Origin of the sequence: Sagittula sp. MA-2, assembly GCF_030126985.1 — a bacterium.
Classification (GTDB): Bacteria; Pseudomonadota; Alphaproteobacteria; order Rhodobacterales; family Rhodobacteraceae; genus Sagittula.
In genome coordinates this window covers 3,886,869-3,910,315 of record NZ_CP126145.1, presented here as the reverse complement: position 1 = coordinate 3,910,315, position 23,447 = coordinate 3,886,869, and the positions used below count along the sequence as shown (strand labels likewise).

At 67.4% G+C, this 23,447-nt stretch carries 19 protein-coding genes; 6 read left to right on the top strand and 13 right to left on the bottom strand.

The features are described 5' to 3' along the window. Window positions 1-5: 5 nt before the first annotated feature. On the bottom strand, window positions 6-965 hold the full coding sequence (gene coxB, locus QNI11_RS19065; protein ID WP_306418205.1) for a cytochrome c oxidase subunit II: 960 nt from the start codon (window positions 963-965) through the stop codon (window positions 6-8). A gap of 158 nt (window positions 966-1,123) precedes the next feature. On the opposite strand from coxB, the gene QNI11_RS19060 reads away from it, so the two are divergent. Next, window positions 1,124-2,152, top strand: coding sequence for a proline racemase family protein (locus QNI11_RS19060; RefSeq protein ID WP_100929022.1), 1,029 nt, complete (start codon window positions 1,124-1,126; stop codon window positions 2,150-2,152). Here the strand turns inward: QNI11_RS19060 and QNI11_RS19055 are convergent. Next, window positions 2,149-2,517, bottom strand: coding sequence for a response regulator (locus QNI11_RS19055; protein ID WP_157814979.1), 369 nt, complete (start codon window positions 2,515-2,517; stop codon window positions 2,149-2,151). The two genes, QNI11_RS19060 and QNI11_RS19055, sit on opposite strands and share 4 nt — an antisense overlap. A gap of 156 nt (window positions 2,518-2,673) precedes the next feature. Here QNI11_RS19055 and QNI11_RS19050 point away from each other — a divergent pair, with 156 nt between their 5' ends. From QNI11_RS19050 to QNI11_RS19040, 3 genes are all read left to right on the top strand, one after another. Next, window positions 2,674-5,757: a transporter substrate-binding domain-containing protein gene (locus tag QNI11_RS19050; protein WP_283981353.1), complete on the top strand. Its 3,084-nt coding sequence runs from the start codon at window positions 2,674-2,676 to the stop codon at window positions 5,755-5,757. A 519-nt stretch (window positions 5,758-6,276) separates the two neighbouring features. Then, window positions 6,277-6,582, top strand: coding sequence for a MarR family transcriptional regulator (locus QNI11_RS19045; protein ID WP_100929025.1), 306 nt, complete (start codon window positions 6,277-6,279; stop codon window positions 6,580-6,582). A gap of 127 nt (window positions 6,583-6,709) precedes the next feature. Then, on the top strand, window positions 6,710-8,995 hold the full coding sequence (locus QNI11_RS19040; protein WP_283981352.1) for an arginine/lysine/ornithine decarboxylase: 2,286 nt from the start codon (window positions 6,710-6,712) through the stop codon (window positions 8,993-8,995). A gap of 55 nt (window positions 8,996-9,050) precedes the next feature. Here the strand turns inward: QNI11_RS19040 and QNI11_RS19035 are convergent, their stop codons facing one another. The 5 genes from QNI11_RS19035 to QNI11_RS19015 all read right to left on the bottom strand — a co-directional run bounded on the left by QNI11_RS19035 (window position 9,051) and on the right by QNI11_RS19015 (window position 13,601). Further along, window positions 9,051-10,016, bottom strand: a complete 966-nt coding sequence (locus QNI11_RS19035; protein ID WP_283981351.1) for an FAD:protein FMN transferase — start codon at window positions 10,014-10,016, stop codon at window positions 9,051-9,053. Further along, entirely contained in the window at window positions 9,997-12,195 is a 2,199-nt protein-coding gene (locus QNI11_RS19030) for a PepSY domain-containing protein (RefSeq protein ID WP_283981350.1), read from the bottom strand. The genes QNI11_RS19035 and QNI11_RS19030 overlap by 20 nt, the downstream gene beginning before the upstream one ends. An 11-nt stretch (window positions 12,196-12,206) precedes the next feature. Continuing rightward, window positions 12,207-12,677, bottom strand: a complete 471-nt coding sequence (locus QNI11_RS19025) for a DUF2271 domain-containing protein (RefSeq protein ID WP_283981349.1) — start codon at window positions 12,675-12,677, stop codon at window positions 12,207-12,209. A gap of 64 nt (window positions 12,678-12,741) precedes the next feature. Further along, the gene (locus QNI11_RS19020; RefSeq protein WP_283981348.1) at window positions 12,742-13,119 is read right to left on the bottom strand and encodes a hypothetical protein; all 378 of its coding nucleotides are present in this window, start codon (window positions 13,117-13,119) and stop codon (window positions 12,742-12,744) included. 203 nt (window positions 13,120-13,322) lie between these two features. Continuing rightward, window positions 13,323-13,601: a PepSY domain-containing protein gene (locus QNI11_RS19015; RefSeq protein ID WP_283981347.1), complete on the bottom strand. Its 279-nt coding sequence runs from the start codon at window positions 13,599-13,601 to the stop codon at window positions 13,323-13,325. 154 nt (window positions 13,602-13,755) lie between these two features. On the opposite strand from QNI11_RS19015, the gene QNI11_RS19010 reads away from it, so the two are divergent. Together QNI11_RS19010 and QNI11_RS19005 are read left to right on the top strand one after the other, a co-directional pair. After that, window positions 13,756-14,415, top strand: a complete 660-nt coding sequence (locus QNI11_RS19010) for a response regulator transcription factor (protein ID WP_283981346.1) — start codon at window positions 13,756-13,758, stop codon at window positions 14,413-14,415. After that, a complete protein-coding gene (locus QNI11_RS19005) occupies window positions 14,412-15,785 on the top strand; it encodes an ATP-binding protein (RefSeq protein ID WP_283981345.1) in 1,374 nt (457 codons plus the stop codon). Before QNI11_RS19010 ends, QNI11_RS19005 begins: the two co-directional genes overlap by 4 nt. A gap of 48 nt (window positions 15,786-15,833) precedes the next feature. On the opposite strand, the gene QNI11_RS19000 is transcribed toward QNI11_RS19005, so the two are convergent. The 6 genes from QNI11_RS19000 to QNI11_RS18975 all read right to left on the bottom strand — a co-directional run bounded on the left by QNI11_RS19000 (window position 15,834) and on the right by QNI11_RS18975 (window position 23,384). Continuing rightward, complete coding sequence (locus tag QNI11_RS19000) at window positions 15,834-17,288, bottom strand: amidohydrolase family protein (RefSeq protein WP_283981343.1); 1,455 nt, start codon at window positions 17,286-17,288, stop codon at window positions 15,834-15,836. Next, on the bottom strand, window positions 17,285-18,214 hold the full coding sequence (locus tag QNI11_RS18995) for a hypothetical protein (protein WP_283981342.1): 930 nt from the start codon (window positions 18,212-18,214) through the stop codon (window positions 17,285-17,287). The genes QNI11_RS19000 and QNI11_RS18995 overlap by 4 nt, the downstream gene beginning before the upstream one ends. Continuing rightward, window positions 18,211-19,950, bottom strand: coding sequence for an ABC transporter ATP-binding protein (locus QNI11_RS18990; protein WP_283981341.1), 1,740 nt, complete (start codon window positions 19,948-19,950; stop codon window positions 18,211-18,213). Before QNI11_RS18990 ends, QNI11_RS18995 begins: the two co-directional genes overlap by 4 nt. Further along, window positions 19,947-20,843, bottom strand: coding sequence for an ABC transporter permease (locus QNI11_RS18985; RefSeq protein ID WP_283981340.1), 897 nt, complete (start codon window positions 20,841-20,843; stop codon window positions 19,947-19,949). The genes QNI11_RS18990 and QNI11_RS18985 overlap by 4 nt, the downstream gene beginning before the upstream one ends. After that, window positions 20,843-21,763 carry an ABC transporter permease gene (locus tag QNI11_RS18980; protein WP_283981339.1) on the bottom strand — a complete coding sequence of 307 codons (921 nt, stop codon included), beginning with the start codon at window positions 21,761-21,763 and terminating at the stop codon, window positions 20,843-20,845. Before QNI11_RS18980 ends, QNI11_RS18985 begins: the two co-directional genes overlap by 1 nt. 97 nt (window positions 21,764-21,860) lie before the next feature. Further along, window positions 21,861-23,384: an ABC transporter substrate-binding protein gene (locus QNI11_RS18975; RefSeq protein WP_283981338.1), complete on the bottom strand. Its 1,524-nt coding sequence runs from the start codon at window positions 23,382-23,384 to the stop codon at window positions 21,861-21,863. Between the last annotated feature and the right edge of the window lie 63 nt (window positions 23,385-23,447).

Genomic DNA, 23,447 nt, shown 5'->3' with positions numbered 1-23,447 from the left:
CGGCTTTACTTGAGGCTCATGAGGAAGGAGACGAGCGCGTCGAGGCGGTCGCCGGTGAGGTGCGGATAGGCAGGCATGTCGATGTCGGGCTTCATGGCGTCGAGGTCGGTGATCCAGCGGGCCAGGTTCTCGGGCGTCATGTCGTAGATGCCCGCGCCCAGCCGTTCGCGGCTGGCCAGGTGGGTGAGGTCGGGGCCGACCTGTCCCACGGCCTCCGTGCCGCGCAGGGTGTGGCAGGCGCCGCAGCCCTCGTCGAGGAAGACCTCCCAGCCGGGATCGCCCTCCGTGATCCGGGCGGGCGAGGCTTCGTTCTCCAGCCAGGCGTCGAAGGCCTCCGGCTCCATCACCACGGCGTCGAAGCGCATCAGCGCATGGGCGCCGCCGCAGTATTCCGCGCAAAGCCCGCCCCAGCTTCCCAGTTTCGTCGGTGTCAGGGTCAGCTGCGTCTCACGCCCCGGGATCATGTCCATCTTGCCGCCCATCGCGGGCACCCAGAAGGAATGGATCACGTCGTCGGCAGTCAGCCGGAAGAGCGTCGTCTGGCCCAGCGGCATGCGGATCTCGTTGGCGGTGACGACCTCGCCCTCGGGCGTCTCGTAGATCACGCGCCACCACCAGCGTTCGCCGTCGACCTGAACGGTCATGTCGCCTTCGTCGGCGACGAGGTCACGCAGGATGAACAGGCCCCAGATCAGCAGGGCGCCGACGACGACGGTCGGCAGGACGGCGCCGCCCCAGATGATGAAGCGCCGCGCCTGTTGTTCGCGGTGGGGTTTGGCATTGGCCCGGTGGGCAAAGACGGCGGCGCCGACAACCAGTGTCCAGATCACGGCAGCGCCTGCCACGACGGTCCAGAACAGGGGTTCGATGGTCTGGGATTCGGCGCCTGCGGAAGACAGCCAGTTGTGCCGTCCGCTGCACCCGGACAGCAGCAGACCCGCCGTTAAAACTGAAATGCGCCGCAACCCTTCGTCCCGTCCCTGCTTGTGTCTGCAAGCTTGTGCTTAGGTGCCCAACGACCGAACCGGCATTCGGTTGCACGAAAAATTCATCCGTTGTGCTTTTGTCGGGGCCGGTGCCGCAGGTGCTTGTAAAACGGGGGGCTTCGGGCTGTGATGAGTGCATGCGATCCATCCGGACCATCCACGTCATCTCTGCCCATGCCGAGGGCGAGGTCGGCGATGTTATCGTGGGCGGTGTCCTGCCGCCTCCGGGCGACACGATCTGGGAGCAGAGCCGCTGGATCGCGCGTGATGGCAGCCTGCGGAACTTCGTGCTGAACGAGCCGCGCGGCGGTGTGTTCCGGCACGTGAACCTGCTGGTGCCGCCCAGGCATCCGGAGGCGGATGCCGCCTTCATCATCATGGAGCCGGAGGACACGCCGCCGATGTCGGGGTCGAACTCGATCTGCGTGGCCACGGTGCTTCTGGACGGCGGGCTGATGCCGATGACGGAGCCGGTCACCCACCTGACGCTGGAGGCGCCCGGCGGGCTGGTGAAGGTCCGGGCCGACTGCCGGGACGGCAAGGCCGAGCGTATCCACGTGCGGAACCTGCCCTCCTTCGCCGCGCGCCTCGACCAGAGGCTGGAGGTCGAGGGGCTGGGCACGCTGACCGTCGACACAGCCTATGGCGGCGACAGTTTCGTCGTTGTGGACGCGGCGGCCATGGGCTTTGCCCTGACGGAGGACGAGGCGCATGACATCGCGCGGCTGGGTGTCCGGATCACCGACGCGGCCAACGCGCAGCTCGGGTTCACGCACCCGGACAATCCAGATTGGCGGCACATCTCCTTCTGCCTCTTCGCCGGGCCGCTGGAACAAGGGCCGGTGGGCCTTACAAGCAGCGCGGCGGTTGCGATCCAGCCGGGCAAGGTCGACCGCTCCCCGACGGGGACGGCGCTTTCCGCGCGGATGGCGCTGTTGCGAGCGCGGGGGGTGATGCAGGCCGGGGACACGCTGACCGTGCGGTCGGTGATCGGCTCGACCTTCCGCGGCAAGATCATCTCCGACACGGCGGTCGGCGGCCAACCGGCCATCGTGCCTGAGATATGCGGGCGCGGCTGGATCACCGGCATTCACCAGCACATGCTGGACCCCGCCGATCCGTGGCCCGAGGGCTATCGGCTGTCCGACACGTGGGGCGCGCGCTAGGGCGCGGCCTTCAGCCCGTCCAGAAGCGCCTTGAGCTGGTCCATGGGGATCGGTTTCTTCAGGACGGGGGTCTCGTCGTGGTGGGCGGGCCGGTCGGCGTTGGAGCCGAGGCCGGACATCAGCACGCAGGACAGGTCCGGCTTCATTGCGGTCGCCGCATCGACGAAGTCGAAGCCGCTGTGGCCCTGCGGCAGCGACACGTCCACAAGGGCCAGAACGATGCCCGGTTCCGCCGCCAGCGCCGCCAGCCCGGTTTCCATGTCCTCCGCCATCACCGCTTCCTGCCCCAGCACGCGGCAGATCTGGGTCATCAGCCTGGCGAGGTCGGCGTTGTCGTCCACGATCAGGACTGTGGTGTCTGGCATTGGAAAACTTCCGGTGAAAGGAGGGGAAAACGGCCGGTCAGGCACATGCGGAGCGCGAAATCTCCGTGCAGGGAAACGCGCCCTTGGCAGTATCTTCGCTTGCATCGCCAGATGCAACGGGTGTCACTGGTTGCACACGTCATACGGGACCGTCCCATGTTACGCCTGCTTGTCCGCGTCCTTCTGGCCGCGGCGGTTGCCTTGATCCACGCCTTCCCGGCCGCCGCTCAGACCGCGGCGGAGGACAGGGTCGTGGTGCCGTGGGGCCCGCTGAGCGGGGTCTACGAACAGACGGATACCGGGCTGACGGGTTTCTTCGCCGAGCTGGCCCTCGAGATCGGCAGCAGGGCGGATCTGGAGGTGGAGTTCCGCCGGTATCCGACCTACCCGGCGGCGCTTGCCGCCCAGGCCGCGGGCGAGACCGACATGATCGCCGGTGTTGTCGATCTGCCGATCCTGCGCGGCAATGTACTGTTGTCGGAGCCGATTGCCGAAACCGCCGTCTATCTTTTCGTCCGGAGCGAGGCGCGGTCCGACACCACCATGGAAAGCATGGCGGGCCGGCGCATCGGTGTCCTGCGCGACACCGCCTGGAGCGATCTGGCCGACCTTCAGGGACGGGCCGAGGTGGTGGCTTTTGACACGGTGTCGGCAGCCTTCGCCGCGCTTCTGGTCGGGCAGGTGGACGGGGTCGTCGCGCTGCACAAGGCCGGGGTGGATTTCCTGCGCAAGTCGCGGCTCGACTACCGGATCCGCATTGCCGGCGAACCGCTGCGCCGGGAATTGCACTACGTCGCCCTGTCGCCCGACCGGGCCGACCTGATGCCCCGGATCAACCGCGCCCTCGACGGGATGCGTGCGGACGGCACCCTGGCCGACCTGCTGCAATGGTGGAACATGGTCCCGCCGGAACCCGCGCCCGAGGTGCTGACCGTCGGCGTGACCCATTTCCCGCCCTACCAGGTGGTCAACGGGGACGGCACCTTCACCGGCTACGGGGTAGAGACGCTGCGCGGGCTGGCGGCGCGGGCGGGGCTGGCGCTGCAGTACAAGGGGATCACGGTCGAGGAATGGGCGCAGGGACCGGGCCCGGGGCGCTACGACCTGCTGCCCCCGATCAGCGTGACCGGCGAAAAGCAGCAGACGATGGATTTTTCCATCCCGATCCAGCAGTCGCCCTACGCGATCTTCATGCGCGCGGGCGAGGGCGACGATGTGAAGGGGCTCGACGATCTGGAGGGGCGACCGGTCGGCGTGCGCGAGAACAACTACGCGGCGCAACTGGCGCAGAACCACGGCGGGCTGACGCTTTCCACCTATCCGGACGAGTTCGGGCTGTTCGACGGTCTTCTGCGCGGAGAGGTCGACGCGGTGCTCTATGCCAGCGTCCCCGCGCGCGAGGCGCTCGCCCGCTCCGGGAGAAGCCAGGATGTGCGCGAGATCCAGCCGCCCTTCGAGGTCTCGCAGCGGGCCGTCGCGCTGCGCCTTGGCCTGCCGGAGGTGCGGGAACGGCTGGATGCGGTCATCCCGGGCTACCTGTCTTCCGAGGAATACATCGCCCTGCGCGACCGCTGGCTGGGCGATCCGGTGTTCTGGACGCCTGCCCGGACGCGCCTTGCGCTGGGGATCGCCATTGCGCTTGCGGTGCTCATCCCGCTTGCCTTCCTTGTCCAGTCGAAGCGGGCGCAGCACCGGGTGGAGGCGCAGGCGGACGATCTGCGGCGCATCACCCTGCGGCTGGGGGCCATCCTGAACGCGACGCGTGCCGCCATCGTCGGCCTGCGACGCGACGGGCGCATCGCCTTTGCCAACCCCGGTGCCGTGGGCTTGCTGGGCCTGCGCGCCGACACGTGGCCCGCGGACTGGCCCGAGGACGTGTCGTTTGTGGGGGCGGACGACGACCTGCCGCTGCTGTCCTCCGCCGATCCCGTCCAGCGCGCCCGCGCCGGGTCGGAGATCGTGTCGGAACGGGCGGTGCTGAGGACCGGCGAGACGGACCCGAGGCGTTATGTCCGGATCTCAAGCTCGCCGGTCGATGCGCCCGCGCAGTCGGATCTGTCCACGGTGCTGGTGATCGAGGACGTGACCGAACAGGAGAAGGTGCGCCAGCAGGCGGAACGGGCAGGGCGGCTGGACGCGCTGGGGCAGCTGACGGGCGGGGTGGCGCACGATTTCAACAACATCCTCGCCACGATCCAGTACGCGGCGCAACTGGCCAGCATGTCGGCGGACGCGACGCAGAAGGACTTTCTCGACAAGGCGCTGGCCTCCGTCGAGCGGGGCAGCCTGCTGACCGGGCGGCTGCTGGCCTTTGCGAAGCGCCAGCCTGCCGCCCCCGACGCCGTGTCCGTCGCCCGTATCCTGCGCGAGTTGCGGGACCTGGCCGGGCCGCTCCTGGAAAAATCCGTGACGCTCGAGACCGCCTTTCCCGAGCCGGACCTCTGGGTGGTCTGCGATCCCGCCCAGCTTGAGAATGCGCTCCTGAACCTCGTGCTGAACAGCAGGGATGCGATCTTGGGCGCGGCGGAAAGCGGGCGGATCGTCGTGCGCGCCTGTGCGACGGCGCCCGACGCGAGCGGTTTCGACCGGGTGGAGATCGCGGTGGAGGACGATGGCCCGGGTATGACGCCGGAGGTGCGCAAACGCGCCACGGACCCGTTCTTCACGACCAAGGGCGGCGAGGGCGGCACCGGGCTGGGCCTTTCGATGGTCTATGGCTTCGTCGAGCAGTCGGACGGCGAGCTGGTGATCGAGAGCACGCCGGGGCAGGGCGCGACCGTGATCCTCAGGCTGCCGGGCGGCGACATGCCCGAGGAGGCGGGGGAGGAGACCGCGGGACAGATCGAGAAGGGCGCGGGGGAATGCGTGTTGATCGTCGAGGATGAACGCGACCTGCTGACCCTGACCTCCGAGATGGTGAAGTCGCTGGGCTACCGCGTCCTGACGGCGCCGACGGGGCGGGCGGCACTCGACCTCGTCAATGCCGATCCGGCGTGTTTCGACCTTCTCCTGACCGATGTGGTCATGCCCGGAGGGATCGGTGGCTTCGACCTGGTGCGCCGGGTGCAGGGGGTGCGGCCGGACGTGCCCGTCGTCTACATGTCCGGCTACACCGGCATCACGCGCGAGAACATGGGCAAAGCAACGGCGCCGCTGATCCGCAAACCCTGCCGGCCCGTGGAACTGTCGCGGGTGTTGCGGCGGGCACTTCGGGCAACGCAGCCGCCATCGCCGCTCTGATCCACACGCATCCGGATGGGATGAAGTGAGGCGGCCTTGGCCACTTCTTTACATCTATGAGTGTTTCTCAAGGCGCATTGCACTTTCTGGTTGCGTTCAGCGGTTTTTCAGGAAAATATCGTAATGGTCTTTATCTGAGAGGAAACAGGTCTTTTCGACAGGTCCCTGAGAGGTGGCGGGACGACCGCAACGGGCATGACCGGGCGCCCTGCACGGTCCGCTTGCCCCGCGACTCGGTCTGCCCGATCACCGACTTGGGCGGCCCGCGTGCGACCCGGACAGTTGCGGGTTTTCGCAAGTGAACGTCGTATCGTGCCAAGTGAGCTGACACATTTCCGTTTCTTTCGCATCCGGAGCGGGCAATTCTGCCCGTTCGGCGGAAACCTGCTGCTGACATGCTTGTTTTTTCCAATTGCGTGCGGAAATGGCTGTCGGAAATCACGGGATTGCGTTTTTGCAACCTTGTTCGGGGCGGGCATACTTTGTAGCAAAAACGTAAATTTCGAGTTTGGATACGCTATGTCGTCGCTTTCAGGTATGGCCAAGCTGCGTGAAGCGCTTTGGCAAATGGAAAAGGACATCGGACTCGCCGAGCTGTCGCGGAACGAGCGCGACCTCCTTTATGCGTTCCACTCCGTCGCGGCCGTGTCGGGCGGGGGCGAGGTGAGTTCGGAACAGGTCAGGACCGACGGTGTCGTCTGCGACATGAAGCACGCGACCTTCCACAGGTCGCTCAAGCGGTTGCTCGAGCTGGGCTATATCGAAGTGGCCCCGCAGAGAAAGACCAAGGTCTACCGGCTGACGGACAAACCGCTGGGCGTCTGACGCCGGGCGCCCTCGGCCATATCGCTCCGGGCAACGCCTGGTGCGCCCCCCTTGACGATGCAGCCTCAGGCAGAAACAACGAGTGGACGCCGCGCGTCCGTTCAGGGCCGGTCCCGAGGAGTGACTCATGAAATTCCGCTTTCCCATCGTCATCATCGACGAGGATTTCCGATCCGAAAACACATCCGGCCTTGGCATCCGCGCCTTGGCCCAGGCCATTGAAAGCGAAGGGTTCGAGGTGCTCGGCGTCACCAGCTATGGTGACCTGAGCCAGTTCGCCCAGCAGCAAAGCCGCGCCTCCGCCTTCGTGCTGTCCATCGACGACGAGGAATTCACCCCCGGGCCAGACCTGGACCCGGCGGTGCTGAACCTGCGCAAGTTCATCGAGGAAGTGCGCTGGAAGAATGCCGACGTACCGATCTACGTCTATGGCGAGACCAAGACCTCGCGCCATCTGCCGAACGACATCCTGCGCGAGCTGCACGGCTTCATCCACATGTTCGAGGACACGCCGGAGTTCGTGGCCAAACACATCATCCGCGAGGCAAAAAGCTACCTCGAATACATCCAGCCGCCGTTCTTCAAGGAGCTTCTGGATTACGCCGAGGACGGGTCCTACTCGTGGCACTGCCCGGGGCACTCGGGCGGCGTGGCCTTCCTCAAATCGCCCATCGGGCAGATGTACCACCAGTTCTACGGTGAGAACATGCTGCGGGCCGACGTGTGCAACGCGGTGGAGGAGCTGGGCCAGCTTCTGGACCACAACGGCGCCATCGGCGAGTCGGAGAAGAACGCGGCGCGGATCTTCAACGCCGACCACTGCTTCTTCGTGACAAATGGCACCTCGACCTCGAACAAGATGGTCTGGCACCATACCGTTGCGCCGGGCGACGTGGTGGTGGTGGACCGCAACTGCCACAAGTCGATCCTGCACTCGATCATCATGACGGGCGCGATCCCGGTCTTCCTGAAGCCCACCCGCAACCACTGGGGCATCATCGGGCCGATCCAGCGGTCGGAGTTCGAGCCGGAGGCGATCAAGGCCAAGATCCGCGCCAATCCGCTGCTCGAAGGCGTCGATCCGGATACGGTCAAGCCACGCATCCTGACCCTGACCCAATCGACCTATGACGGGGTGCTTTACAACACCGAGGTCATCAAGGGCATGCTGGACGGCTGGATCGAGAACCTGCATTTCGACGAGGCTTGGCTGCCGCACGCGGCCTTCCATCCGTTCTACGGCACCTATCACGCCATGGGGCGCAAGCGGGAACGCAGCAAGAAATCGGTGACCTACGTCACGCAGTCGGTGCACAAGCTGCTGGCGGGGATCTCGCAGGCGAGCCACGTTCTGGTGCAGGACAGCGAAGAGACGAAGCTGGACCGCCATCTGTTCAACGAGGCGTACCTGATGCACACCTCGACCTCGCCGCAGTATTCGATCATCGCGTCCTGCGACGTGGCTGCAGCGATGATGGAGCCTCCGGGCGGCACCGCGCTGGTGGAGGAGAGCCTCGACGAGGCGCTCGATTTCCGCCGGGCGATGCGCAAGGTCGACGAGGAGTTCGGCAACGACTGGTGGTTCCAGGTCTGGGGGCCGGACACGCTGGCCGAAGAAGGCATCGGCCGCGCCAAGGACTGGGAGCTGAAGAAGACCGACAGCGAGGGTGTCGAAAGCTCGGGCGAGGATGCCTGGCACGGCTTTGGCGACATGGCCCGCGGGTTCAACATGCTCGACCCGATCAAGGCGACGATCATCACGCCGGGCCTGAACATCGACGGTCTGTTCTCGGACGAGGGCATCCCGGCCTCCATCGTGTCGAAGTACCTGACCGAACATGGCGTCGTGGTCGAGAAGACCGGGCTTTATTCCTTCTTCATCATGTTCACCATCGGCATCACCAAGGGCCGGTGGAACACGCTTCTGGCGGCGTTGCAGCAGTTCAAGGACGACTACGACCGGAATAATCCGCTGTGGCGCGTCATGCCGGAGTTCTGCGCCGCACAGCGCCGGTACGAGAAGATGGGCCTGAAGGACCTCTGCCAGCACGTACACACGATGTATGCAAAATATGACGTGGCCCGCCTGTCGACGGAGATCTACCTGAGCGACCACCACCCGGCGATGACCCCGTCGGAGGCGTTCTCGCACATCGCGCGCCGCACGACCCAGCGCGTGCCGATCGACGAGCTGGAGGGCCGCGTGACCACTTCTCTGGTGACGCCGTACCCGCCGGGTATTCCGCTTTTGATCCCGGGCGAGGTCTTCAATGCCAAGATCGTGGACTACCTGCGCTTCAACCGGGACTTCGCGCGCGAATGCCCGGGGTTCGAGACCGACATCCACGGGCTGGTGCAGGAGGTGGGCGAGAACGGTGTCGTCCACTACTTCGCGGACTGCGTCGCCGAATAGGACCGTGCACTGGACGTAACATCACGCGTGGCGCCCGTTCCTGCAGGAGCGGGCGCTAGGCATTTTGCATGGCCAGGTCCGCGAAGATCCGACCCGTCGCGACACTGTCGATTTGCCCGCCCGGCGACCGTTGCAGGAACAGCACGTCCAGACCATGCCTTTCGGCGAGGGCGATGCCCTTCTCCACACCCAGCACCATCAGCGCGGTCGCCCAGGCGTCCGCCTCTGCGCAGGTCTTTGCCACGACCGTGACCGATGCCGGCGGCGCGGGCAGCGGTGCACCCCGGGTCGGGTCCATCGTGTGGGACAGGCGGCGTGTGCCGAGATCGATCCAATGCCGGTAATCGCCGGAGGTGGCGACAGAGGCGTCCTCCAGCATCAGGACGGAATGGGCGGCGCGGTGCCCGTGATCGGGTGTTTCGACGGCGACGCTCCAGGGGCTCCTGTCGGGGCGCAGCCCCAGTGCGCGCAGTTCCCCGTCGATCCCGACGAGGCCGTTCGCGATCCCGAACCGGAGAAGCGTCTCGGCCAGCCGGTCGACGCCGTAGCCCTTGGCGATCCCGTTGAGGTCCAGTGCCTGCGGCGCACGCTTGCGCACGGCGGACGCGCCGATCTCTACCGCGTCCCAGGGTGCTGTGCGCCTGCGGTCCATGGCGGCGCGGATCGCGTCCGGCGCGGCGTCTGCCGGGCCGAAGCCCCAGGCCGTGACCGCGTCGCCAAGACCCACGTCAAAGGCGCCGCCCGTCTGCTGCCCGATCTCCAGGCCCAGTCTCAGGACGGCAACCAGGTGGTCGGGCATAGGCACCCAACGGTCGACCGGCGCCGCGTTCAGGCGCATCAGGTCGCTGTCGGCCCGCCAGGTCGACATCTGTGCGTCGACCTCCTCCACCGCGGTTTGCAGGGCGGCGCGAAGGGGGGCAACGTCGAATCCCCTTGTTGCGTGGAAAACGGCGGACCAGCGGGTGCCCATGGTCGGGCCGTGGAGGGCGTGTCGGATCGGGTCAGTAGACATCTTCTGCATAGCGTCCCTGGGCTTTCAGTGTGGCCGGGCTCAGGCCGGTCGGGGCAAGGATATCGGTCAGCGCGGCGCGCACGCCCTCGGCCATCTGACGCCCGCCACAGACCATGACCTTCGCGCCGCTCTGGATGAGGCGGGCCACCTCGGCAGCATCGTCGCGCAGGGCATCCTGCACATGGCGCGGGTGCCCGCCGCGCGACGTGGCGGTGACGAGGCGTGCCAACCGCCTCTCCCTTGCCCAGTCTGACAATTCGGCACCGTAGAGCAGATCGCTTTTCGGATCGCGCAGGCCGAAATACAGGTGCATGGGGCGCCGTTTCGCGTTGGCCCGCAGAAACCCGGCCAGCGGCGCGACCCCGGTGCCTGCCCCGATCAGGAGCAGAGGTTTGCGCCCCCGTCCGGGATGGAAAGCCGGGTTGCGGCGCAGGAAAGCGTTGACCGTGTCGCCGGGCGTGAGCGCGGTCAGCATGCCGGAACACAGCCCGCCGGGATGCCTGCGCACCACGATCTCGACAAATCCGTCCCGGGCGCCGGAGGCCAGGGAGTAGAAGCGCGGCACCTGCGACCCGTCCGGAAGAATGCCGATGAGATCGCCCGCCCGGAAACCAGCGAGGCCCTTGCCGGTCAGCCGCTGCCAAAGGGACGCGCGGGGAAGGGCGAACCGCAGGATGGAGGTGGGTGCCTGGACCTCTGCCCCGTAGTCCCGGCGCGACACCAGCCTGAGCGTTTCCGTCGCCGGGCGGACGGGCTGATGGTTCAGCGTCAGGTCGTTCCCCATTGCTGCGCCAAGCGCTTGGCCCCAGAGCTCGAAGTCCTGCGGCGATTGCCGGTCCACGGTGTCGAAGGGCAGGAGCAGGGGCCAGCCGGCCTTCTCTGCCGTGTCCGCGAGGGTGCGGGCAAAGCCGCAGAACTCCGGGAAGCTGCTGTCGCCGAAGCCGAGCACGGCCAGTGGAATGTCGGCGGTCTGTGCTGCCAGCCGGTCCAGCGCGCCCTTGGCCGACGCCGGTGCGTCGCCGTTGCCGTAGGTGGCGGCCAATATGACAATGCGCCGGGCCGAGGTATAGCGATGCGGAGCGAGGCTGGACAGCGGTGCTGCGTGAACCTTCTGGCCCTCGTCGGTCAGCGCGGCATGCAGGGTCGCGGCAAAGCCCCATGTCGTGCCGCCCTCACTGGCGACCAGCAGGATGGTGTCGGCCTCTCCGGCGGTGGCGTTCGCCGCAATGCGGGGCCGCCCGCGGGCTCCCGCCCGCCAGATGAGCACGCCGGTCATCCCCATCAACGGGACGCCAAGCGCCATGAGCCCCAGCAGAAGGCCCAGCACGGCAGCGCCCTGTCCGGTATGCAGTGTGAATACAAGCTCCGAGACCCGATCTGTCAGGGAAAGCGGGGTCCATGCCAGTAGGCTGCCCGTGCCCTGATCGACGTACCCGGTGCCGCGGTCGGTCTTCAGGGTGAAGACGTCGGAAGTGTCGCCGGGGTAGGGGAAGGTCAGTTCGCGCAGAGCGGTCACCGGCAGATCCGTCAGCGCCTCCATGTCGTGGAAGGTGGCCCCGGTCTGGCCGCTGACCGGTTCCGGGATGGGCAATGGCCCGGCTTCAGGCAAAAGGCCGAAGGTCGAGGCGGTCATCCACAGGGCGGTTACGGACGACAGCACGAAGGCCGGAACGGCCAATCGCGCAAGCGCCGTGTGCCACCGGCCCGCTGCCGGGCCCTGCGGTCTCAAGAACCATCGGTGCCATCCGCCCGCGCGTCGTGCCACCAGCGCAGAGCCGGAGGCCGACAGCAACAACATGGCCGCTGCGCCAAGCGCCGTGACGATGCGCCCCGCGTCCCCGAGGAAGAGCGAGCGGTGAAGGTTGGTCAGCCAGCGCACGGCCGGGTTCGGATCGGCGTCGGCCACCGCCTTGCCGGTGTCGGGGTCGACGATCGCGGAACCGGGCGTGCCGAGATCGAACCAGTAGGCGGTGATCTTGCCGGAGGGCGCGCGCCGGATCTGCTCGACGCCCGGGAACTGGACACTGATGCGTTCGGCCAGCGTGGCCACCGAAAGCCCCGGATCGGTGGCCGGGGCCGACAGCCGTTCGGCCGCGGGAAAGACCGAGAGCGCCGCGCCGCTCAGCGCAAGCACGGTCAGGAGGGCCAGCGCCAGAAGGCCCGGCCAGCGGTGAAGCGCGCGGATCATGCCCTTTTGCCTCACATCTCGTAGCTGAACTGTGCGACGTAGCGACGGCCCCGCGTCGCCGTGCCCTGGCCGCCCGAGGTCAGCGGCACCGCGATCTCGTTCGGGCTGTCGCGCATGTCCTCGACCGCGGCGTCGATGTGGAGGGTGTAGCCCGCGTCGAACAGCGCATCGGCAAGGTCGAGCGTCACGCTCAAGGTGCGGCCCGCGCCGACGCTGGCCCCGGTGATCCCGTCGATCTGCGCGCTGTCGCCGCCGGTGGCGCGATACCAGTCGGTCAGGTGCTTGTAGTACTTGGACTTTCCGCCAGCCATCCAGAGGCTACCGACATATTTGCCGGAGGCATCCGTGACATAGAGGCTGAGGTAGGCGCCGTCCCCGCCATAGGGGTTCAGCGTCGTGTACAGGGTGACGGGACGGGCGGCGACGGCGACGGGTGCGGACAGCGCGGTGCAGAGCGCAAGAGCGGCGGTCAAGCTTTTCATCAGGGGACTCCGGTGTTCGGGAAAGGGGTTTGGGCGCGGCACGTCCTGCGACGCGCCGTGCGGATCACTTCATTTCGACCTGCGGCGCGGCGCCGTTGCCGAAGAGACCGTTCTGCGGGGGCGTGACACTGCCTGCGGGCGCCGGGTTCATCGCCGTGTTGCCACAGTCGTCATCGTCGTCGTCGTGGTCATCGTCGTCATCGTCGTCGTGGTCATCGTCGTCATCGCCGTAGGATGCCCGGCAGTCGTGATCGTCGTCGTCATCGTCATCGCCGTCCCAGTCGGCGAGGTGGAAGGCACGACCGGCTGCACCGTCTTCGAACAGTGTCCGGACGGTCTCCGCCGGTGTGCGTCCGGGGGAAGCCATCGCGCTCCAGGTGGGAATGCCGATGGCAGCGGCCAGAAGGGTGGTGCCGGTCAGAATGGCTAGGGTCTTTTTCATCTCGTGGTCTCCTTGTCGCGGGATGAGACCAATCTGGGGGCCGTGTCTGAGCGCAGCCTGACGGCTCGGCAGTTAGACCTTCAGCTTTCCGTCAGGTTTGTCGGAAGGCCGCGCTTGTCGGGAAAAGACGCGGAAACGCCCGGCAGGCGGCGGCCTGTCGGGTTGAGGGGCATGGATGTTCAGGAGGAGCAGGTGTGCGCCGTTCAGTCGTCGTCGCGCTTCAGTTCGAATGCCACGATCTCAAGCGTCTGAGGGTTGATCTTGACCTCGATCCGCCGTCCGTCCGCCTCCTGTCCGCGGATCTCGTAGCAGCCATCGTCGATCTTGATCCGGCGAACGATCCAGTTGTTGTCCTCTGCCAGCCTCGCGACGGCTCCGCGTGGCTGCCAGTCGGCCATCGGCACATAGCAGTCGTCGTCCGCCCGGACCGGACCCGCCAGGGCCGTGGCGAGAACGGCCAGAACTGCGCATGTCGTCTTCACGGGCCGATCTCCTTGTCGTGGCCGGGCGATGCCGGACTGGCCTCCACACTCCAACACGAAGCTGACGGCAAGCTGAAGCGAGGGTGCGCGGTTTGTCAGCCTTGTGTCAGCCCGGCAAGCCAAGGATGCTGCAACCGAGAGGAAGACGGCCACCATGCGCATCCTGCTGATCGAAGACGACCATGTCCTGGGCGCCGCCACGCGCGACCAGATCGCCAGCGACGGGCATTCTGCGGACTGGGTGAAACGTCTGGACGAGGCGCGCGAGGCGATCCGCAACGCGGCCTACGACCTGATCCTCCTGGACCTGATGCTGCCCGATGGCCTCGGGCTTCACTTTCTCAGGGCGCTGCGCACCGGCGGCGATGTCACGCCGGTCATCATCCTGACCGCGCTGGACCAGGTGTCCGACCGGATCGCGGGGCTGAACGCAGGCGCGGACGACTATCTCGTGAAGCCTTTCGACCTGGACGAACTGTCGGCGCGGATCGGCTCTGTCGCGCGGCGCTACACCGGCAACCCCAACCCGATCGTCACGCATGGAGCGCTGGCCATCGACCTCGCGGCCCGAAGCATCACCCGCGACGGCAGGCCGGTGCAGCTGACCGCGCGAGAATGGGCGCTGTTCGAGGCCTTCCTGTCCCGGCCCGGCCAGCTCCTGTCCAAGGCGCAACTGGAGGACAAGCTCTATGCCTTCGGCGCAGAGATCGAGAGCAACACCATCGAGGTGCACGTCAGCCGCCTGCGCAAGAAACTGGGGCCGGCGGTGATCGAGACGGAACGTGGCCTCGGTTACCGGCTGGGCCGCGCATGAGACGACCACGCAGCCTGTTGACCCGGCTGGCCCTGTCGCTGGGCGTGCTGCTGACAACCATCTGGATCGGCGCGGCCACGATCACGGCCATCGGCCTGCGGCACGAGATCGACGAAGTGTTCGATTCCGCGCTGCGCGAGACGGCGGAGCGCATCCTGCCGCTGGCGGTCACCGATATCGTCAGCCGCGACACGGACGGCGTCACGCAGCGGCTGGCGGCGCTGCGCGGTCATGACGAACATTTCACCTATGTCGTTCGGGACGCCGGGGGCACCGTCCTGCTGCAGTCCCATGCCGCCGACCCGGCAGTGTTCCCGCCCTATGACGGCCGCGGCTTCCGCGAGACGGCGACGCATCGGTTCTACAACGACGAGGCGGTCAGCGGCACCATCCGCATCACCGTGGCGGAGCCGCTGGGCCATCGTGCCGAGGTCGCGGGCGAGATCCAGATGGGGCTGGGTCTGCCGCTCTTGATCGTGCTGCCCGTGGCGCTGCTGGCGATCTTCCTCGCCGTCCGCGAAAGCCTTGGCCCGCTGCGCCGCTTCCGCGACCGGCTGGACGCCCGCACGCCCCGCGACTTGACGCCCGTCCCGGCGCTGGACCTGCCGTCCGAGTTGGCGCCGCTGGCCGAGACGTTGAACCGGCTGTTCGGTCAGCTTCAGGCGGCGTTCGAGGCGGAGCGCAGCTTTGCCTCCAACGCGGCGCATGAACTGAGGACGCCGCTGGCCGGGGCCATCGCGCAGGTGCAGCGGCTGCGGGCCGAGACCGACGATCCGAAGCTGAAGGAGCGCGCGTCCGGGATCGAGGCGACGCTCAAGCGCCTCACCCGGCTGTCGGAGCGGCTGATGCAGCTTGCCCGGGCCGAGGGAGGGCAGCTCAGGCTGCCGGAAAGGGCGGACCTGCGCCCCGTCGTGCGGATCGTGGCGGATGACATCGGGCGGGCGCCGGGTGGGCCTGACATCCGCCTGACCCTGCCGCCGGATCCGGTTCTGTCCGACCTCGATCCCGACATGCTGGCCATCCTCTGCCGGAACCTGATCGAGAATGCGCACCGCCACGGGGACAAGGGCCAGCCGGTCGAGGTGCGCCTGACGCAGGGGGGCACGTTGAGCGTTGCAAATGACGGCCCGCCCGTAGCCGCCGAAAAACTGACCCGCCTGACGCGGCGCTTCGAGCGCGCCGCCGATGACCCCGAAGGCAGCGGGTTGGGGCTGGCCATCGTCTCTGCCATCGCGGAGCGCAGCGGGAGCCGGTTGACCCTGAACTCTCCGCGTCCGGGCCAGAGCAACGGTTTCGAAGCCCGTCTGGACCTGCCGGTGGCGCCTTCGCCGGATCACAGCGGTTTGAAGAGCGGCGACCACCGGGGCTAGAACGCCTTTGCGGGTGCTGTACGCCGTTCGGCGCCCGTCGTGCGCGGCTTACGAAACGCGGGACAGCAGCCTGCCGCATGGCGATGTGCCGGGGGCTTCCGGGCGATAGGCGAGCTTGCCGTTGAGATAGACCGAAACGATTCCCTCCGCCGGGCGGGCCGGGTCCTCGAAACTGGCGGCATCGCGGATGCGGCCGGGATCGAACAGCACGAGGTCGGCGGCGGCGCCTTCGGCAATCCGCCCGCGGTCGGGAAGCGCCAGAACATCTGCGGTCTGGCCGGTCATCTTGGCGATGGCCGTTGCCAGGGTCAGAAGGGACCGGTCGCGCACGTAGTGGCCCAGCACCCGCGGGAAGGCGCCCCAGAGCCGGGGATGCGGTCTTCGGTCACGCGGCAGTCCGTCGGAGCCCACAAGCGACGGGGGCCATGCGAGGATGCGCTCAAGGTCGCCGTCATCCATCTGGTGATAGATCGCGCCGCCCGGACGCAGCCGGTCGAGCGCTTCCATCTCGGGGATGCCCCAAATCCCTGCGATCTCGCTCAGGTCGCGACCGGCCATTTCGGGATGCGGGTCCGACCAGCTTACGGTCACCCGGCGGCTGTCCCGCGCGAAGCTTTCGATCAGCACGGTGGAACTGGCGGTATAGGGATAGACGTCGATGTCGAGCGTGATGTCCTGCCGCGCGTCCTCGATCATCGCGAGCGTTGTCCGGGACAGGCCGAACGCCGCCTCGCCGCAGCATTTGTGGTGAGAGATCAACGTGCGCGCGCCGCTGCGGCGGGCGATGTCGATGGTCTCGGCCACGGCGGACACCACGCCGGTCCGCTCGTCCCGCATGTGCGTCGTCCAGAGCGCGCCTGCGGCGGCGACCTCGCGCACCAGTGCGAGGACCTCTCCGGTCGTGGCGGCCTTGGCGGGCGGATAGGCGAGGCCGGTGGACAGACCCGCGGCCCCCTGATCCAGCGCGGAAACCAGATCGCGCCGCATGGCCTCGACCTCGTCGCTGGTCGCGGGGCCGGTCAGGTCGTCCACAGCCCTTGCGCGCAGCACCGTGTGGCCGACCAGCGGGACGACGTTCAGCGCAGGGCCTGTGGCGCGGACGGCGGCCAGAAAATCCCCGAAAGTCTCATGGCGGTATTCGTCCTTCGTCGCGATCAGGTCGAGCGGCGGCACGACCGTGTCGCGGCGTCCGAGCGGGGTGGGCCCGAGGCTGATGCCACAGTTGCCGGTCACCACGGTGGTCACGCCCTGGCTCAGCTTTGGCAGGCTGGAGTCCAGCGACATGGCGGCCAGATCGTCATGCGTGTGGACGTCGATGAAACCGGGGGCAAGGGCCAGCCCTTCGGCCTGCACCTCTTCGCATGCGGAGAGCGTCAGGCCGGAGCCCACCACTACGATCCGGTCGCCTGCCACGGCAACGTCACAGGTCATCGGCGGTGCGCCGGTCCCGTCGAAGACGGAGGCGCCGCGGATCAGCAGATCGCATTCGTAATCGCCGCTCATGCCGTGTCTCCCGGTGTCCAGGTTATCGTGTGGCCGCCCCGCGTGCTTGTCACGGTGCCGTTGCGCAGGATGCAATAGGCCTCCTGTATGACTCTCCCGACGACCCGGCCCCCGGCGATCACCGGATCGCCCCGGCGCACCGGGCAGCCTTCCCACTCGGCGCGCCGCCACTCCGGTCCGGCCGCCTCGAATGCCAGGGGCGTGGTGGTGTCAGGATCGATCAGCAGGGCGCGTTCGGCGCTGCCGTCGTGCACCGTCAGGCCGATGGCCGTGCCCGATCCGGTCCATGCGTCCCTTGGCCAAAGCGTGTCTCGGATGGCGGAGACGGCAAGATCGGCCAGAGCCTCGTGCGGAAGGATCGAGTTGTGCATCACCGCCACGGACAGGCCCGGTTCGACCAGCAACGCCTCGCCGATATCGTCGCGCGCGGCGACGGATGCGGAGTTCGCCAGCGCGATGTCGCCGCCAAGCGTCATCGCGATCAGCCCGGCATCGAGCTCCGGCGCGTCGCCGAGGGCGCGCGCGACCGCCTCTTCGGCGGACAGCCCTTCGCGGAGGGCCTGCAGCGCCACGAGGTTAGGGGGCGTGCCGTCCGGGCCGGGCATGTTGGGCAGGCGGTGGCCGGTCATCAGCCCCGCGTCCGCCGCCGCAGGGGTGAACTGCGACAGGGGTTGGGGCCGGTCGGGACCCGACGACATGAGCACGCCCAGATGCGCCGCCGCCAGCGTGGCGAGCAGCGGCTCTGCCAGCATGGCCCGCGCGCCGCCCCTCTGGACGCCCAGATTGTGCAGCGCGCCGTCGGGGGTGATGACCGACAGGCTGACAAATCCGCCTATTGCGCCGCGCCCCACGGCTTCGACCGCTTCGAGACCCGCCAGTGCCGCGCGGGCGGCTCCGGGGGCATGTACTGCAATTCCAATAGTCAACTGGCCACCATGTGTTGGGGAGCGATCTCGGTCAGCGGCCCCATGGGCAACTGGTCCGTGTCGAGCGTCGGCAGGGTGCCGCGCGTGCGGGTCGGGTCGGGCACCGGGACGGCGGCGAGCAGCGCCTTGGTGTAGGCGTGGCGCGGGTCGTTCAGCACCGCCTGCCGTGGGCCGATCTCGACGATCCGGCCGCGGCGCATGACCGCGACCCGATGGGCGACCTCCTCCACCACCGCCATGTCGTGGCTGATGAAGAGATAGGCGAGGCCGATGCTTTGTTGCAGCTCCAGCATCAACTCCAGCACCTGCGCCTGCACGCTGACGTCGAGCGCGGAGGTCGGTTCGTCCGCGACGATCAGCTTCGGGTTCACCGAGAGGGCGCGGGCGATGGAGAGGCGCTGGCGCTGACCGCCGGAAAACTCGTGCGGGAAGCGGCGCATGTGGTCCGCCTCCAGCCCGACGCGCAGGAAGAGCTGCTCGGTACGGTCCTGCAGGTCCTTGCCACTGGCCAGCCCGTGGATCACCATGGGTTCCGCCACCAGACGCCCGGCGCTGAGGCGCGGGTTGAGCGAGGCGAACGGATCCTGAAAGATCATCTGCATTTCGCGCCGCGCCTTGCGGACGGCCTTGCCCGACAGCTTGCGCATGTCCGTGCCGCCGATCTCGATCACGCCTTCGTCGAGGTCGAGCAACCGGAGCACCGCACGCCCTGTGGTCGACTTGCCCGACCCGCTCTCGCCGACCAGTGCCAGTGTTTCACCTGACGCGAGGTCGAAGCCCACGTCCTGCATCGCTGCCGTGCCGCCCGCCTTCGCGACGAACAGACCGCGTTCGCGGAAGGTCTTGGACATGCCGCGGGTGTGCAGCAGCCGGTCGCCGGGGCGGGCGGGGCTGTCCACCACCTGCCGGGGTTCCGCCGCCGCAGCATGGGCGCCAAGCCTTGGAACGGCGGCCAGCAGCGCCTTGGTGTAGTCGTGTTGCGGTGCCTCGAATATCTCGCGGACGGTGCCTTCCTCGATCTTGCGGCCCTTGCGCATGACGACGACGCGGTCGGCCATCTCGGCCACCACGCCCATGTCGTGGGTGATCAGGATGATCGAGGTGCCGAAGCGGGTCTTCAAGTCGCGCATCAGGTCGAGGATCTGCGCCTGCACGGTCACGTCCAGCGCGGTCGTCGGTTCATCCGCCAGCAGGATCGCCGGGTCGGATGACATGGCCATGGCAATCATCACCCGCTGGCGCATGCCGCCCGACAGTTCGTGCGGGAATTGCCGCATCCGCCGGGGCGCGTCGTCGAGCCCGACGAGGGTCAGCATCTCGCGGCCCCGGGCTGCGGCCTCGGCGCGGGACATGCCCTTGTGCTCGATCAGCGCCTCCGTCAGTTGCTGGCCGATGCGCAGGACCGGCGTGAGGGAGGTCATCGGCTCCTGGAAGATCATCGTCACCCGGTCGCCCCGGATGCCGCGCAGCTCTTCGTCGGTGAGCGTCAGCAGGTCGCGTCCGTCGAAGGTCGCCGTGCCGGTTTCGACGTTGGCCGATCCGGGCGGCAGGAGGCCCAGCAGCGCCATGGAGGACACGCTCTTGCCCGATCCGCTTTCGCCCACGATGGCAAGCGTTTCGCCGGGGTGGAGGTCGTAGCTCAGGTCCTGCACCGCGACGTTGCGGTTGCGCCCCTTGCCGAAGGAGATGGTCAGCCCCCGGACCGACAGGAGGGGTGTGTCGGTATCTGGTGTCATCGTTCTGTCTGCCTCGGGTCGAGGGCCTCGCGGATGCCGTCACCCAGAAGGTTGAACCCCAGGACGGTAATGGCGATGGCAAGGCCGGGAAAGATCATCATCCACGGCGCGCGGCTGATGAGGTCGCGCGACGAGGACAGCATGAAGCCCCATTCCGGTTGCGGCGGCTGCGCGCCGAGGCCGAGGAAGGACAGCCCGGCGGCGGCAAGGATCGCGGTAGAGACACCCAGCGTGCCGATCACGATCAGGGTCGGCACCACGTTCGGCAGCAGGTGCAGGAAGATCAGCCGCATGTGCCCGGCGCCCGCCGCGATGGCGGCCTCGAAATAGGGTTTGCCCTTCTCCACCAGTACGACTGAGTGCGTCACGCGGGCGTAGAACGGGATCGAGGCGATGCCGATGGCGATCATCGCGTTGGTCAGGCCCACGCCGAAGATGGCGAGGCAGGCGAGGGCGATGACGATCTCGGTGAAAGAGAAAAGCACGTCTACCAGCCGCATCAGGATGCGTTCGGTCCAGCCGGAACTGTAGCCCGCGACCAGCCCGAGAAGCAGGCCGGCGGTCAGCGAGATGCCCACCGCGATCACCCCGATCTGCAGCGTCAGACGCGCGCCGTAGATGATCCGGCTCAGCACGTCGCGGCCGAAGTCGTCGGTGCCCATGAGGTGATCCATCGACGGGCCCTGAAGCCTTGGACCGGCCGCCATGCGCAGCGGATCGAAGGGGGCGATCACCGGGGCGGTCAGGGCGGCGACGATAAGGACCGCCACGATGACGAGGCCGATGAGGCCCGAGGGGCTGGCCACCAGCGCCCGCCAGAAGCTGCGCTTGCGCGCGGCGGAGCCGGTGGCCAGGTCGTCCGCCAGCTCGGCGGTAGAGGATGAATGGATCATCACGAATACCGGATGCGGGGGTCGAGGAAGGCATAGGCGATGTCGATCACCACCGACGCCAGCGCGACCACGGTTGCAAAGAAGAGGATGAAACCCTGGATGAGCGGGTAGTCCCGGGACAGCACCGCCTCGATGGCGAGGCGTCCGACACCGTTCCAGGCAAATACGTTCTCGATCACGATGGCGCCGCCCATGAGGTAGGCGAACTGCAGGCCCAGCATCGACACCACCGGAACGAGGCCGGAGCGCAGCGCATGACGGTAAAGCACGATGGAGCGCGGCAGGCCCTTGGCGCGGGCGGTGCGGATGAAGTCCTGATCGAAGATGTCTATCATTGCCGACCGCGTCAGGCGGGCCAGAACGGCGGCATTGGCAAGGCCAAGCGTCAGCGCGGGCAAGATCAGGCTGGGCCAGTCGCCCCCCGCCACGGGCAGCCATTGCAGTTGCAGGGCAAAGAGGAACAGCAACAGAAGACCAAGCCAGAAGTGCGGCATCGACACGCCGACGATGGCCAGCACCATCGCGCCCACGTCGACCCAGGTTCCGCGCTTGTAGGCCGCGAGGAAGCCGAGGCTCATGCCCACGACGATGGCGATGGCGAGGCTCGACACCGTCAGGGCCAGCGTGGCCGGAAAGCGCGTCAGCAGCACGTCGAGCACCGGTTGATCGCCGACGATTGACCGGCCCAGGTCACCCTGCAGCAGCCGTTGGAGGTACATGAAGTACTGCGTCCAGATCGGCTGATCGAGGCCAAGCCTGACGCGGATCGCCTCCAGTTCCTCGGGCGTGGTCTGGAAGCTGCCGTACATGATCCGCACCGGGTCGCCCGGCACGAGGTGGATCAGGATCGTCACCGCAATGGTCGCGATCCAGATGGTCACGAGCGCGGCCAGAAGGCGCTGGAGGATGAACTTGCCCATGGGCGGTCTCCTTGGCGGGAGGGGTGGTTCGGCGCGCGGGGGGAACGTGTCCGCGCGCCGAGGTGGTGACGGGCCGTGGCCTCCAGGGGAATGGAGATCAGCCCCCGCTTGTCACCGTCACGTCAAGGAAGCTCGGGTGCAGGAACGGCCCGACCTTGAAGCCCTCGACCTCGGGGCGCACCGCAAAGACCCACTCCCAGCCGGGGCTGTAGAGGCCGATGTGCACCGCGTTCTCCATCAGGTACTTGATGACCGCCTGCACCTTCTCCAGCCGAGCTTCGGGCTCGATCGTGGTGCGGGTTTCCTCCAGCATCGCGTCAAGCTCGGCGTTCTGGAAGCCGGAGTAGGCGCCGGGCGAATGCCATAGCTGGTAGAGGATGTCCGGGTCGTACCAGGACCATGTCATCATGTCGAAGGTGCCCGGCTCGTCCGAGGTGGTGTCCTCGTTCTGGGCCTTCACGCGGGCGTTCATGGTGCCGATGTCCATGATCTCGATGCCGGCGTCGATGCCGACCTGCGCAAGCTGCGACTGGAAGATCTCGGCCAGCTTGTGCCGGTTGCCGCCGGTCCAGACGAACATCGTCGTCTCCATCGGATTGTCGGGTCCGTAGCCCATCTCAGCCAGCAGTTCCTTCGCCTTCTCGGGGTCGTATTCGTACCCGTACTGCTTGCAGAACTCCTGATCGTTTCCAAAGACGCCGCGGGCGACCGGGCACCATTCGCGGTTCGTCAGCCCGCCGTAGATGATGTCGATGGCCATCTGCGGGTCGGTGGCATAGGCGACGGCCTGACGCGCGCGGATGTCGTCGAAGGGCGGGCGCGAGACGGTGAATTCCCAGAACACGTCCTGGCCGGTGTTCTCGGCCACGATGATGTCCAGCTCCCCAGCTTCCCGGATCGCCTCGATGTCGTCGAAGGGCGGTTCCGCGATATGGACCTCGCCGGTGCGCAACGCGGCGAGACGGGTCTGCGCCTCCGGCACGGTGCGGATCAGCAGCCGGTCGATGTGAGGCGCGCCCTCGTTCTCCCACGGCTCGCCGTAATTCACGTAGTCGGGGTTCTTCGACAGGACGATCTCGCTGCCCTTCACCCATTCGTCGAGGATGAACGGCCCGGTGCCGATGGCGGTGGTCGATCCGAAGGTGTCCGCGGTGTTGGTGTCGCAGACCATCGAAGAGAAGCTGTCGGCGAGGAACGGGAGGAAGGCGCCGAACTTGCTGTCCAGCGTGACCTTGAAGGTCAGCGGATCCTCGACGGTGACGTCGGTGATCGGACCCCAGCTTGTCTTCGTCAAACTGGGCGTGTCGCCGAAGGCGCGGTCGACGGTGAATTTCACGTCATTGGCGTCAAAGGCGGTGCCGTCGTGGCACAGGATCCCGTCGTTCAGAGTGAAGATGTATTCGAGGCCGTCCTCGCTGACATCCCAGCTTTTCGCCATGTTCGGGCCGGGGGTGCCGTCCATGTCGAAAGCGAGCAACGTGTCGTAGATCTGGTCCCAGACCTGCATCGAAAGCGTGCTTGTCGCGCGGTGCGGATCGAGGCTGTCGATGTCCCCGTAGCGCGCCCAGACGAGGTCCTGAGCGCTGGCGGCGGTCGCGCCGAGCGCCAGCGCAGCCGTCATCATTCCCCCTGTTGCCGCGTGTAACCCGCGTCTTCTTTTGCGTGTGTCGTCCATTGTCCTCAT